The 14,223-nt window shown below is 41.7% G+C and carries 18 protein-coding genes; all 18 read right to left on the bottom strand.

Translation table 11 applies throughout. The annotated features are described in order from the left end of the window. Window positions 1–255 precede the first annotated feature (255 nt). The 18 genes from gmd to spoIID all read right to left on the bottom strand — a co-directional run bounded on the left by gmd (window position 256) and on the right by spoIID (window position 14,160). On the bottom strand, window positions 256–1,335 hold the full coding sequence (gmd, locus tag HNQ84_RS08470; RefSeq protein WP_435621810.1) for a GDP-mannose 4,6-dehydratase: 1,080 nt from the start codon (window positions 1,333–1,335) through the stop codon (window positions 256–258). A gap of 15 nt (window positions 1,336–1,350) precedes the next feature. After that, complete coding sequence (gene fcl, locus HNQ84_RS08465; RefSeq protein WP_435621809.1) at window positions 1,351–2,292, bottom strand: GDP-L-fucose synthase; 942 nt, start codon at window positions 2,290–2,292, stop codon at window positions 1,351–1,353. An 18-nt stretch (window positions 2,293–2,310) separates the two neighbouring features. Then, window positions 2,311–2,964 carry a sugar transferase gene (locus HNQ84_RS08460; protein WP_435621814.1) on the bottom strand — a complete coding sequence of 218 codons (654 nt, stop codon included), beginning with the start codon at window positions 2,962–2,964 and terminating at the stop codon, window positions 2,311–2,313. A gap of 43 nt (window positions 2,965–3,007) precedes the next feature. Beyond that, complete coding sequence (galU, locus tag HNQ84_RS08455) at window positions 3,008–3,889, bottom strand: UTP--glucose-1-phosphate uridylyltransferase GalU (protein WP_435621808.1); 882 nt, start codon at window positions 3,887–3,889, stop codon at window positions 3,008–3,010. Window positions 3,890–3,983: 94 nt separating this feature from the next. Continuing rightward, window positions 3,984–4,517: a hypothetical protein gene (locus tag HNQ84_RS08450; RefSeq protein ID WP_435621807.1), complete on the bottom strand. Its 534-nt coding sequence runs from the start codon at window positions 4,515–4,517 to the stop codon at window positions 3,984–3,986. 309 nt (window positions 4,518–4,826) lie between these two features. Further along, window positions 4,827–5,591: a tyrosine-protein phosphatase gene (locus HNQ84_RS08445; protein WP_435621806.1), complete on the bottom strand. Its 765-nt coding sequence runs from the start codon at window positions 5,589–5,591 to the stop codon at window positions 4,827–4,829. Between the two features lie 134 nt (window positions 5,592–5,725). Next, window positions 5,726–6,388, bottom strand: a complete 663-nt coding sequence (locus tag HNQ84_RS08440; protein ID WP_435621813.1) for a CpsD/CapB family tyrosine-protein kinase — start codon at window positions 6,386–6,388, stop codon at window positions 5,726–5,728. Window positions 6,389–6,416: 28 nt separating this feature from the next. After that, window positions 6,417–7,157 carry a YveK family protein gene (locus HNQ84_RS08435; protein WP_435621805.1) on the bottom strand — a complete coding sequence of 247 codons (741 nt, stop codon included), beginning with the start codon at window positions 7,155–7,157 and terminating at the stop codon, window positions 6,417–6,419. A 310-nt stretch (window positions 7,158–7,467) separates the two neighbouring features. Further along, window positions 7,468–7,866: a hypothetical protein gene (locus tag HNQ84_RS08430; protein WP_435621804.1), complete on the bottom strand. Its 399-nt coding sequence runs from the start codon at window positions 7,864–7,866 to the stop codon at window positions 7,468–7,470. A gap of 138 nt (window positions 7,867–8,004) precedes the next feature. Continuing rightward, complete coding sequence (locus HNQ84_RS08425; RefSeq protein WP_435621803.1) at window positions 8,005–8,235, bottom strand: hypothetical protein; 231 nt, start codon at window positions 8,233–8,235, stop codon at window positions 8,005–8,007. Window positions 8,236–8,301: 66 nt separating this feature from the next. Next, a complete protein-coding gene (gene fabZ / locus HNQ84_RS08420) occupies window positions 8,302–8,730 on the bottom strand; it encodes a 3-hydroxyacyl-ACP dehydratase FabZ (RefSeq protein ID WP_183247546.1) in 429 nt (142 codons plus the stop codon). A gap of 84 nt (window positions 8,731–8,814) precedes the next feature. Continuing rightward, window positions 8,815–9,027 carry a DNA-directed RNA polymerase subunit beta gene (locus HNQ84_RS08415; RefSeq protein WP_032101298.1) on the bottom strand — a complete coding sequence of 71 codons (213 nt, stop codon included), beginning with the start codon at window positions 9,025–9,027 and terminating at the stop codon, window positions 8,815–8,817. Between the two features lie 12 nt (window positions 9,028–9,039). Next, window positions 9,040–9,864 carry a flagellar hook-basal body protein gene (locus HNQ84_RS08410; RefSeq protein ID WP_435621802.1) on the bottom strand — a complete coding sequence of 275 codons (825 nt, stop codon included), beginning with the start codon at window positions 9,862–9,864 and terminating at the stop codon, window positions 9,040–9,042. Window positions 9,865–9,874: 10 nt separating this feature from the next. Next, window positions 9,875–10,663: a flagellar basal-body rod protein FlgF gene (gene flgF / locus HNQ84_RS08405; RefSeq protein WP_183242448.1), complete on the bottom strand. Its 789-nt coding sequence runs from the start codon at window positions 10,661–10,663 to the stop codon at window positions 9,875–9,877. Between the two features lie 88 nt (window positions 10,664–10,751). Then, window positions 10,752–11,756: a rod shape-determining protein gene (locus HNQ84_RS08400; protein ID WP_183242450.1), complete on the bottom strand. Its 1,005-nt coding sequence runs from the start codon at window positions 11,754–11,756 to the stop codon at window positions 10,752–10,754. Window positions 11,757–11,836: 80 nt separating this feature from the next. Continuing rightward, a complete protein-coding gene (gene spoIIID / locus HNQ84_RS08395) occupies window positions 11,837–12,100 on the bottom strand; it encodes a sporulation transcriptional regulator SpoIIID (protein ID WP_003396966.1) in 264 nt (87 codons plus the stop codon). Between the two features lie 222 nt (window positions 12,101–12,322). Beyond that, a complete protein-coding gene (gene spoIIQ / locus HNQ84_RS08390; protein ID WP_435621801.1) occupies window positions 12,323–13,099 on the bottom strand; it encodes a stage II sporulation protein SpoIIQ in 777 nt (258 codons plus the stop codon). A 74-nt stretch (window positions 13,100–13,173) separates the two neighbouring features. Then, on the bottom strand, window positions 13,174–14,160 hold the full coding sequence (gene spoIID, locus HNQ84_RS08385) for a stage II sporulation protein D (protein WP_435621800.1): 987 nt from the start codon (window positions 14,158–14,160) through the stop codon (window positions 13,174–13,176). Window positions 14,161–14,223 lie beyond the last annotated feature (63 nt).

Below are 14,223 nucleotides of genomic sequence, written 5' to 3'. Positions count from 1 at the left end.
GAACAGTACGTTCTACAACACCCGGATGAGGTGTTGCGCCGCATCGGGTGTACTGCGTAAATCAGAGGTTAAAATTTTAAATTGGATGTATATAGGAGAACACAATCACTACTAACTCACGTAACCAATCTCGCTTTGCATCTAAACGACCTGGAAGTTGCCACAAGAAACCGCTAAGTTTATATACTCAATTCGCTAAATTTGTAATTTATTAATAAAAGTTTGTAGAGTCTCTATAAATCTATTCATGTATCCTTAATCAAACATCTTTTTCAACTTATCTTCCTTTTCAACCTTCTTCATATCTGCTTCAACCATGATACGTACTAACTCTTCAAATGGAGTTTTTGTTGGATTCCACCCTAACAATGTCTTTGCCTTTGTTGGATCTCCTAGTAATTGATCAACTTCAGCTGGACGGAAATATTTCGGATCTACTTCAATTAATACACGACCAGTGGCTTTATCAATCCCTTTCTCGTTTAGTCCTTCCCCTTGCCACTCAATATCAATGCCTGCATATTTAAATGCTAAAGTTGCAAATTCCCTTACAGAATGCATCTCTCCTGTAGCAATTACGAAATCTTCAGGAGTATCATGTTGTAACATTAACCACATACATTCTACGTAATCTTTTGCATAGCCCCAATCACGAAGTGCATCGAGGTTACCCAAGTATAATTTATCTTGCTTCCCTTGAGCAATTCTAGCTGCTGCTAATGTAATTTTACGCGTAACGAACGTTTCACCGCGTCGTTCTGACTCATGGTTAAATAAAATACCATTCACTGCAAACATTCCATACGATTCACGGTAGTTTTTTGTAATCCAATATCCATATAATTTAGCTACACCATACGGTGAACGAGGATAGAATGGTGTTGTTTCCTTTTGCGGAACTTCTTGTACTTTTCCGTATAATTCAGATGTTGATGCTTGATAAATACGTGTCTTCTCTGTTAATCCTAAAATACGTACGGCTTCTAAAATACGTAATGTACCTAACGCATCTACATCCGCTGTGTATTCCGGCATGTCAAAAGATACACGAACATGCGATTGTGCTGCTAAATTATAAATTTCATCTGGACGAATTTCACTGATTAAACGGATAACATTTGATGTATCCGTAATATCTCCATAATGTAAATGAAAATTTTTATTATTTTTTAACGCTTCCGCTTCTTTCGGTGATAAGATATCTTCTAAACGCTCCTGGTTATAGGAAGAGCTGCGGCGAATAATGCCATGTACCTCGTATCCTTTTTCTAATAAAAACTCAGCTAAGAACGATCCATCTTGTCCTGTTACACCTGTAATTAACGCTCGTTTCATCGTATCCTCCAATTTTTAATTCGTTTTCACTGCTACATTATCTAAAAACCATTGATACGCTTTTTGTAATCCTTCCTCTAACGAAATGCTCGCTTTCCAGCCTAACGCATGGAGTTTGGAAACGTCTACGAGTTTCCGAGGCGTACCATCTGGTTTTGTTGTATCAAATTTAATTTCACCCTGATAACCAACGATACTTTTAATTTTTTCAGCTAGTTCTTTAATCGAAATATCTTCACCGACACCAACATTGACAATCTCATTACCTTCGTAATTGTCCATTAAGAAAACACAAGCATCAGCTAAATCGTCAGAGTATAGAAATTCACGTCTTGGCGTTCCCGTTCCCCATACTTCGACATATGGCGCGTTGTTTTCTTTTGCTTCATGGAATTTGCGAATTAACGCTGGTAATACGTGAGACGTATGTAAATCAAAATTATCATTTGGACCATATAAATTAGTCGGCATGACAGAAATATATTTCGTACCGTATTGACGGTTGTATGACTGACACATCTTAATCCCAGCAATTTTTGCAATTGCATATGGTTCATTGGTTGGCTCCAATTCGCCTGTTAACAAATATTCCTCTTTTAACGGCTGTGGTGCAAATTTCGGATAAATACATGTACTTCCTAAAAATAACAGCTTTTTTACGCCATTTCGATATGCTGCATCAATAACATTCGTTTGAATCATTAAATTGTCGCGAATAAAGTCCGCCGGATACTCATTGTTTGCGACAATGCCTCCAACTTTCGCCGCCGCAAGAAAAACATATTCCGGCTTCTCTTCTTCGAAAAACTTGTCCACTTCATTTTTATCTCTTAAATCCAACTCTTGACTTGTTTTATACACAAGGTTTGTATAACCTTTGGCTTGTAATTTGCGTAAAATTGCTGAACCGACCAATCCACGATGGCCTGCGACATAAATTTTTGCCTCTTTGTTCATCTAATCTTTCCCTCATTCCTAAAATGCATGTTTCGACCCAAACAATACAAAAACAGTTTTTATGATAATCTTTAAATCAAATAAAATCGATTGATTGCGAATGTAATGTAAATCTAACTCAACCATTTCTTTAAACCCGACACTATTGCGAGCACTCACCTGCCATAGCCCCGTACACCCTGGGGTCACAAGTAGCCGCTGTTTATCATATTCCGTATACTGCGCTACTTCTCTTGGCAACGGTGGGCGCGGACCAACGAGGCTCATCTCTCCTTTTAGTACATTCCATAACTGAGGAAGCTCGTCAATGCTTGTCTTTCGGATAAATTTCCCGACTTTTGTAACGCGCGGGTCGTTTTTCATTTTAAACATCGCACCGGACACTTCGTTGTATTTTAAAAGCTCTTGTAGTTTCGCTTCGGCATCGTTCACCATGGAACGGAATTTGTACATATAAAACTCTTTTCCGTCCTTGCCAACACGAACTTGTTTAAAAAACACAGGACCTTTTCGATCTTCCAATTTAATTAAGATCGCCACAAGAAAAAAGAGCCATGATAAGGCGATTAATCCGACCAAAGCTCCCATGATATCAATGATGCGCTTTGTCATTAAATAGCTTTTTTTATCGTTAACGAGTACTTGTTGTGTATATCGTTGTTGGACTTTTATACTGGCAGCATTGCCTGATTGAGCCAACTCCCCTCATCCCCTCTCATTCGGTTATTTTTGCTTCTTTTAATACATTTTCGATAAACGGAAGAAGTTGTTTTTTCAACTCCTCATCTTGCATCGCAAACTCAATCGTCGTCTGAATAAACCCCAACTTCTCCCCGACATCATACCGCTTTCCTTCAAACTCATAAGCAAAGACGCGTTGAATTTCATTTAACTTTTGAATCGCATCAGTTAGCTGAATCTCGCCACCAGCGCCTGTTTCTTGTTTTTCGAGAAACAGAAAAATTTCTGGCGTTAAAATGTACCGTCCCATGATCGCTAAGTTGGACGGGGCGGTGCCTGGTGCTGGTTTTTCGACGAATTGGCGCACTTGGTAGCGTCGTCCTTTTTTGTCGATCGGGTCGATGATGCCGTAGCGATGCGTTTCGTCGTCTGCGACTTGTTTGACTCCGATGACAGAGCTTCTCGTTTTTTCGAATTCGTTCATCAGTTGTTTTAAACACGGTGTTTCGGCTTGAACGATGTCGTCGCCTAACAGGACAGCAAATGGTTCATCGCCAATAAATTTACGGGCGCACCAGACGGCGTGGCCAAGTCCTTTTGGTTCTTTTTGACGAATGTAATGAATGTCGACTTTGGACGGCTCTTTTACTTTTTCTAGCAGGTCGTGTTTATTGCTTTTTAACAACGTTTGTTCCAGTTCAAATGCATGGTCGAAATGGTCTTCGATGGCACGTTTTCCTTTTCCTGTGACGATAATAATATCTTCAATGCCTGATTCGATTGCTTCTTCGACGATATATTGAATCGTCGGCTTGTCGACGATCGGAAGCATTTCTTTCGGCATCGCTTTTGTCGCAGGTAAAAAGCGCGTGCCAAGCCCAGCAGCTGGGATAATCGCTTTTCTTACCGTTTTCACATACATCCCTCACTTCCTAAACTGTACACCCACGTATACGCTATATATGCATAACCTATACGTCGATGTACAAAAAAATAGCTCCCATGGGGAGTTAGTTTGGTAGACGTGTTTTTAAATTTAAAATTTCTTTTTCATGTTCAATCATTTTATCAAATATGACATCAGATCTACGCTGCAAATAAGCAACCGTCACATCCATTGATTTTTTTATGCTTGTCAAATCATTTATGACTAGTGCCTGGTTGTTTTTTGATATGCGTAGCTCTTCGAGAATCTTTTCTTGCGTCCGTTCCATATTTCCGAGTGATTGTTTCATATCGACCATATCATTTTCTAGCTTGTGTTGACCTGCTTGTAACTGTGCGACGTCTTGTTGTAATGCTTGTTGGCCTGCTTGTAATTGTGCGACGTCTTGTTGAATTTGAGCAACTGTGTTTTCTAGTGCTCGCTGGCCTACTTGTAGCTCTGTTACATCTTGCTGGATTTGAGCAACACTCTTTTCTAGTGCTTTTTGACCGCGTTGTAACTCTTGTTGCGTTTGTTCAACACGTTCTAATCGCTCATGAACAGGCTGTAGTTCTTCCTTCAGTACAGAGCGAAGCAAAGCTTTTAATTCTTGACTCATTGTATCCCTCCTTTACCATTTCTCTCATTATAACACGGCAAAAAAGAGACATAAATAAAAAACAAGGTTAGCATTGGGCATCTAACCCACCCTCACACCGCACCATCGACGACAGGCGTCTAAGGTGGCAGGACCGTCATCGTCCCCACCCACAGTACGGCCGAGTGCCTCCGTTGATAACGGTAAGGAGACATCACCGAAAAGTGAAGTGAATAAACAAAGCATCAACGAAAAAAGAAAGCTGATGTCGACACGTTCGAAACCAGCATGACATATTTACTCCATGGTATGTATAGGAAAATACAAAACTTAGAAAATACCGAAAAACTTTTTCTTTTTCATTCGCTCCGGTGCATCTTTATACAAAGTGTCGCCAGCAACAAGCAGTTCAGCGTTTTCTTGAAACACATACACCGCTTGAGAGCCGAACTGTTTTTGAATGACATCGTATGCTTCGCGCATATGAAATGCACGTGTCGTCGTATTATGTGCATCGGATGCGATTAAGTGAGCTAAGTTCACTTCAATCATTTGTAGCGAAAACTTTTTAATATTTTTTCCGAACTTTCCAGCGACACTTGCGGCAGTGAGTTGCGTTAATACTCCTTTTTTCACTAGGTCGTATAATTTGTTCGGATGTTCAACGAGCTCACTATTTCGTTCAGGATGAGCAATAATTGGAATGAGTCCTTGTAGTTGCATGTCAAAAATAAGCTGCTCGGTGTAACGCGGGACATGATTGTTCGGAAGTTCAATTAGCACATATTTCGTCTCCGCAAGTGGCAAAATATCGCCATCGCGATAATAATCAAGCAATTCCCCATGAATGCGCACTTCTTGTCCCGGTAAAACGGAAAGAGGAATACGGTGATGTTGTAGTGCTTCATTTAATGCATAAACGTGCTCAATAATCGATCGTTTATCATTTTCGAACGTCCCATTGCGGTGATGAGGGGTTGCGATGATTGTCGTAATCCCCTCAGCAACCGCTGCCTTCGCCATGTCAATTGCATCAGCGAGTGTTTGTGCCCCGTCATCGATAGACGGTAAAATATGACTATGGATATCAATCACACGAACCCCTCTTTCCTTCTTTATATCTACTGAAAATAAACTAATTTCTTTGTTTTTCGACAATCTTATCCACGCAATTTATAGTAACATAGGAAAAAAGAAGGAGTCAATATACATTTTTTGTCGAATGTTGTCTACTTGTTACCATAGTAATAGTAATAGCTACTTTCTTTTTGCTTCTTTTGGTTTAAAACAACACCTAGTAACTTTCCTTTCGCCGCAAGAAGTAGTTCTTTCGCCTTTTGTGCAGCTTCAATTTCAGTCCTTCCGCTCTGAACGACGAGAATTGTTCCGTCGCATTGATTCGCTAAAATTTGTGCATCTGTAACCGCTAAAACAGGTGGCGTATCAAAAAGGACAACGTCAAACTGATTATATGCTTCCGCTAGAAAGTGTTCCATAGCAGCTGAACCAAGCAATTCAGCTGGGTTTGGCGGAATCGGACCGCTCGTTAAAACGAATAAATTTTCCACATCTGTTCCTTTCACTGCTGTTTGAAGTGTAGCTTGTTTCGTTAATACGTTCGTTAAACCGACATAGTTTTCTTTTCGAAACGTATAATGTACTGTTGGTTTACGTAAGTCTGCATCAATAAGAAGCACTTTTTTTCCTTGTTGCGCAAAGACGACCGCTAAATTGGCAATCGTTGTCGATTTTCCCTCTGCAGGGGCAGAGGAAGTGACCATAATCGAGCGCAACGGACGGTCAGCGACCGAAAATTGAATGTTCGTGCGAATCGTCCGATATTGTTCAGAAATCGGCGATCTTGGATTTGTTTTTGTAATGAGCGAACGCATTGTACGCTCGAATACTTGTTTTTTCTTTTTAAGAACCAATCGTCTCACCTCGTATTTGTTTCTGCACATGTATTTCCTGCTTACCAGTTCCATCATCCTCAATAACTGTGACCGCTCCTAACACAGGTAACTCAAGCAGTTTTTCGACATCTTGTTCGTTTTTAATCGTATTATCTAAATATTCAAGTAAAAATGCTAAGCCGATGCCTGTCATGATGCCAACAACGAAAGCAATCGCCATATTTAATAGCGGTTTTGGTTTGACCGGAACCGGCTGTTCTTTTACTTCTGCCTTCGCTAAAATGTTGACGTTATCGACGTTCATAATTTTAACGATTTCACGTTGAAATACGCTCGCAACCGTATTGGCAATATCGGCAGCCATATATGGATCAGGGTCTTCCACTGTCACATTAACTACTTGCGAGTCTTTTTCGCTTGTGACGTTAATTTTCTTGTTTAACTCTTCTACAGGTACATCTAAGTCTAACTCTTGTTTCACAATATCTAAAATCGCTGGGCTTTTCATAATGACGTTATACGTATTAATAAGCTGCAAGTTCGTTTGAATTTCGCTAATATTGTAAATCGGTTGTTCACTTTTCGCTTGGTTCACTAGTAGTTGTGTCGATGCTTGGTAAATCGGCGTCAACACAAAATAGCTAACGATGCCGCTTGTCATCGTCGCGATGACGGTAATCGCCACAATAAGCCAAGCGCGTTTGCGCAACGTTTGAAACAGTTCTCGTAAGCTAATCGTCTCTTCCATGACGTCCTCCTATAAAACATATATTTTCGACAAAAACATTCACTAGATTCATTATAACGACAAACACTTCCGTTTTTCTACCCTTTTTGTTAATTTATTTCCACAAAAAAAGAAAACCGGTAGTTTCTAAATAATACCGGTTAGTGAATCATCTCTTCCTCTTTTTCTTCTTGCGCAATGATTTGTTTTGCTTGTGCAATGATATTATTCATTTCAGCGACCGTATAGTCGCGCTCTGGTAGTGGACGGTCATACGCTTGATAATATAAAATTTCTGCCAGCTTACGTTGTTTTTCGCTCGCTCGTTTCGTTAGCTTTTCTTTTTTTTTAGCTCGTGTTGTAGACGTTCAATATGATATTTTGCCTCTAACTTACAGCCGTATGGGAAATCATCAATGCCAAGACGTTCGGTGAGACGGTTAATTTCTGCGATTTGTTCATCCGTTGGAGGTTCGTTCAAGAGCTGGTCGATAATTTCGTTAATGCGTGCTGCAAGTTGTTCATGAAATTGTGGGTTTGTTTTAATCGCATCATCTACTTCCGCAAACCATGTCGCTTCATTGTATAAATAATGGCGCCATTGTTCCATGAATGTTGCGGCATTGTAGTTTGTCTCGTCCCAGCCGATGCTGGCCATATATCGTTCAAACACTTTTTTAATCGATAAGGTGATGTTCATCTTCATGCGATGAGGAAGCTGTTTTAACATGTATAAAACCCTCCATATGATTATCGTCAACCGTTACTGTATCATAAAGAAGCGTGTATTGACAAAGTTTTTTTATAACTATACTAACGGTTATAGGAATTAAGGGAATAAAAAAACGCAAGAGGAAACCTCTTACGTTTATTCGTCCGTATTGTCAGCATCGTTCATATCTTCGGCATCTTCGACAGCATCTTCTTCATCTGGGACGGCGTCGTTTTCATCGTCGCCAACACCCTCATTTGTGTCTTCACCCGGCTGCATTTCTTCTTGATTGTTCATATCGTTATCCGCATCGTCGTTATTGCAACCTGCGACAACCATCATGGCGATCAACGCGCTTATAAACTTAAGCAACCATAGTTTTTTCATCGTTTGTCCCCTTTCTTTTACATATGTAATCATCTATAACATGCCCAGAAAGGAGACGGTTATGCATTATTTTTCACCGAGCGCAAACATGATTTCTGTTTCGCATACGAGCTCGCCATCGACGGTGGCGACGCCTTTTCCTTTGCCAATTGCACCTTTAAAACGAATCATTTCGACTTCTAATCGTAATTGATCGCCAGGTTTCACTTGCTTTTTAAATCGGCAGTTGTCAATGCCGGTAAAAAAGGCGAGGCGACCACGGTTTTCTTCTTTCATTAACATCGCGACAGCTCCGACTTGCGCCAGTGCTTCAACAATTAATACACCCGGCATAACAGGATATTCAGGAAAATGGCCGACAAAAAATTGTTCGTTGGCACTGACGTTTTTGATGCCAACGGCACGCTTTCCTTCTTCCACTTCAACAATGCGGTCAACGAGTAAAAACGGATAGCGATGTGGGATAATTTGTTGAATTTGTTGAATATCAAGCATATAAATTCCTCCTTTATAAAAAAACGGAAGGATCTCCCTTCCGCTTTTATTCTCAATGTATCATGTTTTGAAGTGGTCTGTCCACTACTGTTTCGCTACTAAATCAATAATATGTTGCCACGTTGCTGGCTTTAATGCATCGAACGGGTTTCCTCCGCCAAGCATACCGTAGCCAACCATCGCTCCTGCTAATGTGCTAATCGTAATCAAACAAAGGACGATAAGCAAACGAAGCCAAATCGGAATAAGACGGCGACGCGGACGGCGAAGCGAGCGTTTCTGTTGTTTTTCCTCCATATACATTCCCCTCTATGAACGAATGCCGTTAATGAGCCCCATCATTTGATCCGATAATGTAATCGCACGAGCATTAAGTTGGTATGACCGTTGCGTAATCATAAGTTCGCTCATTTCGGTCGCTAGTTCCACGTTCGATTGTTCTAGGGCATATTGTTGTAGTGAAATGTTGTTGCGATTGTTGCCAGCTAAATTAACCGTTACGTCTTCATTATTCACATCAGCTGGAAAAGCAAAACGATTGTCGCCGAGCGCCTGCATCAGTTGGGGACGCGTCACATATGATACTCCGATGTTTGCGGTCTTCATAATGTTTCCGTTTGGCGCAATAAATTGCATCGTACCGTCTTGAGTGACTTGAATATCTTTAAATCCGTCCGGTACCGTAATCGGTTCGTTGTTTTCATCTACGACTGCATAGCCATCTGCGGTCACAAGCATCAATTCATTCGGATTGTTCGCCGACGGACTAAGGTAAAACGCACCGTCGCGCGTATATTGGATCGCACCATCGACAAGAATGCGGAAAAATTGCCCTTCTTTCGTCAATGCAAGATCAAGTGGACGGTCGGTCTTTACAATCGGACCTTGTTTCATTTGCATATGTGTTGACGCTACTTTTGCGCCGACACCAAGGCGGACGCCAGCCGGGGTGAGGCGCGGCGCTTCATCTGTTTTTGGCAAGTTTGTAAACTGTTGGGCAAGCAATTCGCCGAACACCGCATCGCGCTTTTTAAACCCGGTTGTATTGACGTTTGCGATATTATGGCTAATGACGTCTAGTTGTTGTTGTAGTTGGTTCATTGTATTGGCGGCAGTAATCATTGAACGAAGCATGACGGTCCTCCTACTTTAAGCGGCCAATTTCGTTCGCCGCTTTGTCCATACTTTTATCGTATGCTTGTAAAATTTTTTGGTTCGCTTCAAACGCTCGATAAGCCGAAAGCATGTCAGTCATCGCGCGAGACAAATCGACGTTTGAACGTTCAATATATTGTTGACGAATCGTATACGTCTCAGCAGTCGGGAGTTGTTGTTCTGCCCGAAATAAACCGTTTCCTTCTTTCGCAAGCGTTTGGACATTTTCAGCATAGGCGATACGAAGGCGGGCAATTTGTTCGCCATTTTTTGTAATCGTTCCGTCCGTTAATACAGTAAACTGCTCGTCCCCGACGAAAATACGGTTGTTGTTTTCATCGAGCACGTACAAGCCGTCTGTCGTCGTTAAAAATCCGTCTGCATCGATCGTAAAATGACCGTTGCGCGTATAACGAACGTCCCCTGTTTCGTTTTGTACCGTAAAAAATGACGTGCCTGTGCCATCAACAATAGCTAGGTCGGTATTGTTGCCTGTTTCGCGTATATCGCCTTGAGCAAAGTTTGGCACAAGTTCTTGCACGTACACACCCGTCGATAGCGGGCCAATATATGTCCGGTCACGCCATGTCAGTTTTTTTTCTGTCGGAATCGTCGTTTGTTGAATGCGATGCATCAACATCTCAGGAAAAGCCCGTAACGATGCTTGATCGGCTTTGTAGCCTGGCGTATTGGCGTTTGCGATATTGTTCGTCATCATTTCGATACGGCGTTGTTGGGAAAGCATGCCTGAAGCAGCTGTATATAATCCGCGAAACATAGAACGTTCCCCTCCATCGTTTTCACACTACTTTCATTATAAAAGAAAAAGGGGAAAAAAGCGAATAGGTACCATTTCCCAATGGCACCTACACAAGTTGACGATATGGAGCTTTGTCGATATTATCGAGCATTAACCCTGTGCCGATCGCGACGCAATCCATCGGATTTTCCGCAATAAAAACAGGTACTTTTAATTCTTGCGCAAGCAGTTGGTCGATGCCATGAAGCAACGCTCCGCCTCCTGTTAAGAAAATACCGCGGTCAATAATGTCGGCTGACAGCTCTGGCGGTGTGCGCTCAAGCACGCTTTTAGCTGTTTGGACGATCGTATATACCGTTTCGCGTAGCGCTTTTTCAATTTCACCGGAACGAATGGTAATCGTTCTTGGTAAGCCCGTTACTAAATCGCGACCGCGAATATCCATCGCTTCATCGCGAGCGTTCGGAAACACGGTAGCGATGTTTATTTTAATTTCTTCTGCAGTTCGCTCACCAATTAATAACTTATATTCTCGTTTAATATAGTTTAAAATTTCTTGATCAAATTTATCACCAGCTACTTTAATCGATGCAGATGTGACGATGTCACCCATCGATAATACTGCAACATCCGTTGTACCTCCACCGATGTCAATAACCATATTTCCAGATGGTTGAAAAATATCCATTCCAGCGCCAATGGCTGCTACTTTCGGTTCTTCTTCTAAGTATACTTTTTTGCCGCCGCTTTTTTCGGCTGCTTCTTTAATCGCTTTACGTTCGACTGACGTAATGTTCGTTGGACAACAAATTAAAATGCGCGGTTTCGCAAACCATCCTTTTAAGTTGAGTTTGCTTAAAAAATGTTTCAGCATCGCTTCCGTAATTTCAAAGTCCGCAATCACCCCATCTTTTAATGGACGGATGGCGACAATATGCCCAGGCGTGCGCCCGACCATGCGCCGCGCTTCCTCTCCGACTGCCAACACTCGCTTTGTATGTTGATCAATCGCAACGACAGAAGGCTCGTTTAATACAATGCCTTTTCCTTTCACATAAATCAACACGTTCGCCGTGCCGAGATCGATGCCAATATCCCTTGCTAAAAACATGTATGTTCCTCCTTGCCATTTCTCCTAATAAAATATTTTACCACAACGATGCCGAAAAAAGAGCAAGAGGAACAAGAAATTTACGTCGCTTGCTCCGTTTCTTTTTTATATTTTTTCTTCGTTGCTTCTCCTCCACGCAAATGGCGAATGGATTTATGGTAATCTAAAATTTCTTTCACTTCATTCGCTAATTCGGGATTAATTTCCGGGAGCCGTTCCGTTAAGTCTTTATGCACGGTGCTTTTGGACACACCGAACTCTTTCGCGATGACGCGAACGGTTTTTCTCGTCTCCACGATGTACTTGCCAATCTTGATTGTACGCTCTTTGATGTAATCGTGCACACTGCTCGCCCTCCCTAAGTTGGATGTGAGAAGTGTGAAATGAGACGCATAAGGCGTTTGTCGCAGTGGCGTTTACTCGTTTATAACAAAATCGTCAATGTCATCTATTAATCGTTCATCTCACCTCAAACACCCTCGTTGTTCAAGTTTGTAATAGTGTATTAGGGAAGAAGAAAATATATTCCATAAAAAAGCGAACAGATGAGCATTTTGCCCATCTGTTCATGTTCTTGCCATTCCGATCGAAGCATCTGGAACAGTGCTTGACGGATCGCTTTGTTGTTCATTTGTTTTGTCTTGATTTGTTTCTTGTTGTTCCGTTTGCTGTTCTTTGTTTTCTAATGCGCTAAGCGGTTGATCGAAGTAAGCGACAGGGTTTACTGCTTGTCCGTCTTTCCGAATTTCAAAGTGAACGTGGACGCCTGCTTCTTTATTAAATTCGCTTGTACCTGCCTTTGCGATGACTTGTCCTTGTTTGACTGTATCGCCTGTTTTTACTTGTACGTCTTGTAATGATTGATATACCGTCACAACGCCACGATCATGTTGAATATGGACGACGTAGCCAAAGAGCGGATCTTTTTCTGCTTTGACAACAGTTCCACTTAATGATGCCGTTACATCAAAGCTTTCGCCGTTTTTCATCGCGATGTCGACGCCTTTGTTCGGATAATATTCATCATTATAAGAGACGAGAGCAGCTTCTTGTTCTTCGGCTGGTGCACTAAAGTCGTAAAATGGTTTAGCGATTTCAACAGCATTCGGATCAAGGACAGGCATCGCAATTTGTTCAACTGTTTGTTGAACCGGTACAGACTCTGGTTCGTTCACGGCTGTACCTTGTTTCGCTTCATCAACAGGCGGTTGCACGATGTCGTTTGTTTTGCTTTGGAACCAAAGCACACCTGTTAAAATGAGCGCTGCACTTAACAAATAAATGGAAGGAACAACCCAGCGTTTACGGAACAACTTTGAAACTTTTTTGTTTTCTTCTTTCATGTTCATCACCTCAGCAACCATTGTGAACAGAAAGAAGAACATTTATACACATGAAAACAAAAAAATTTGTCGCTTCAAAATTTCGAAGCGACAAGTGAGAGATCGTGAATTTGTACCCCTTGGTAATAATATCGCACAATTTCTTTATATGTTTTTCCTTGTTTGGCTAAAAAATTCGCTCCGTATTGACTCATGCCAACGCCGTGGCCGTATCCTTTCGTCGTAATAACAATATGATTTCCTTGCCTTGTCCATGTAAAATCCGTCGATTTTAATTGCAACTTTTCACGCACTTCTCGACCGGTAAGCTGTTTACCATTAATATCGACAAGGGCAACGCGCTTGCCTGGCGTGCGCGCAAGTATTTTCCCGACGGAACCGTCTTTCGGTAATTTCACACCGAGCCGTTGTTCAAATTCGCGAACAGGGAACGTGACTTGTTCGTAAAACTTTGGTGACTGTGTATCCCATGGGCTCTCAACGCTCGTTAAATAAGGGAACGCGTTTTGCCAGTACGCTTCTGAATTTTCCGTATAGCCGTTGCTTGTTGAGAAAAAGGCTGCTTCAATTGGCTCATTGTTGTACGTTAAAATTTGTCCACGCGTCGCCTCGACCGCTTCTTTAATTTTTTTTATTTTCCATTCGTAACTGATGCCCCACATGTCTTTTAATTGTTCGTCATTATAATACACTTGATGCATGACCGTATCAGTGACGTTTGCCCCTTCCGGCAGTTGAATGGGCTGATTATATATAAGCTGTTTGACGATGTACGTTCTTGCGGTCAATGCTTGCGCCTTTAATGCTTCCATTTCAAATTCCGCTGGCATTTCCGCCGCTACCACACCAATGACATATTGTTCTAGCGGAAGTCGCTCCACTTTTTTTTCCTTGCTTCGATATACAGCTACTTCTACTGTCGGCTCATCGCGCGCTTGAATTTGCATCGGTTGGGCAGGAAGGGGTGCCTCTTGCTTTTCCCCAAATGCTAAAACAACTAATGCAGGAATGAGTAAAATAAGTGTAAATAACGCAATTGTCGCGATCATCCATTGTCGCAATCGAATCCCCCCTTTGTCATTGTTACACTTTATGCCCGGGGACAAGCATATATGCAAAAAACG

Source organism: Anoxybacillus eryuanensis (assembly GCF_051200995.1).
Taxonomy (GTDB): Bacteria; Bacillota; Bacilli; order Bacillales; family Anoxybacillaceae; genus Anoxybacillus; species Anoxybacillus tengchongensis.
This window is presented reverse-complemented; position numbering and strand designations above follow the sequence as displayed.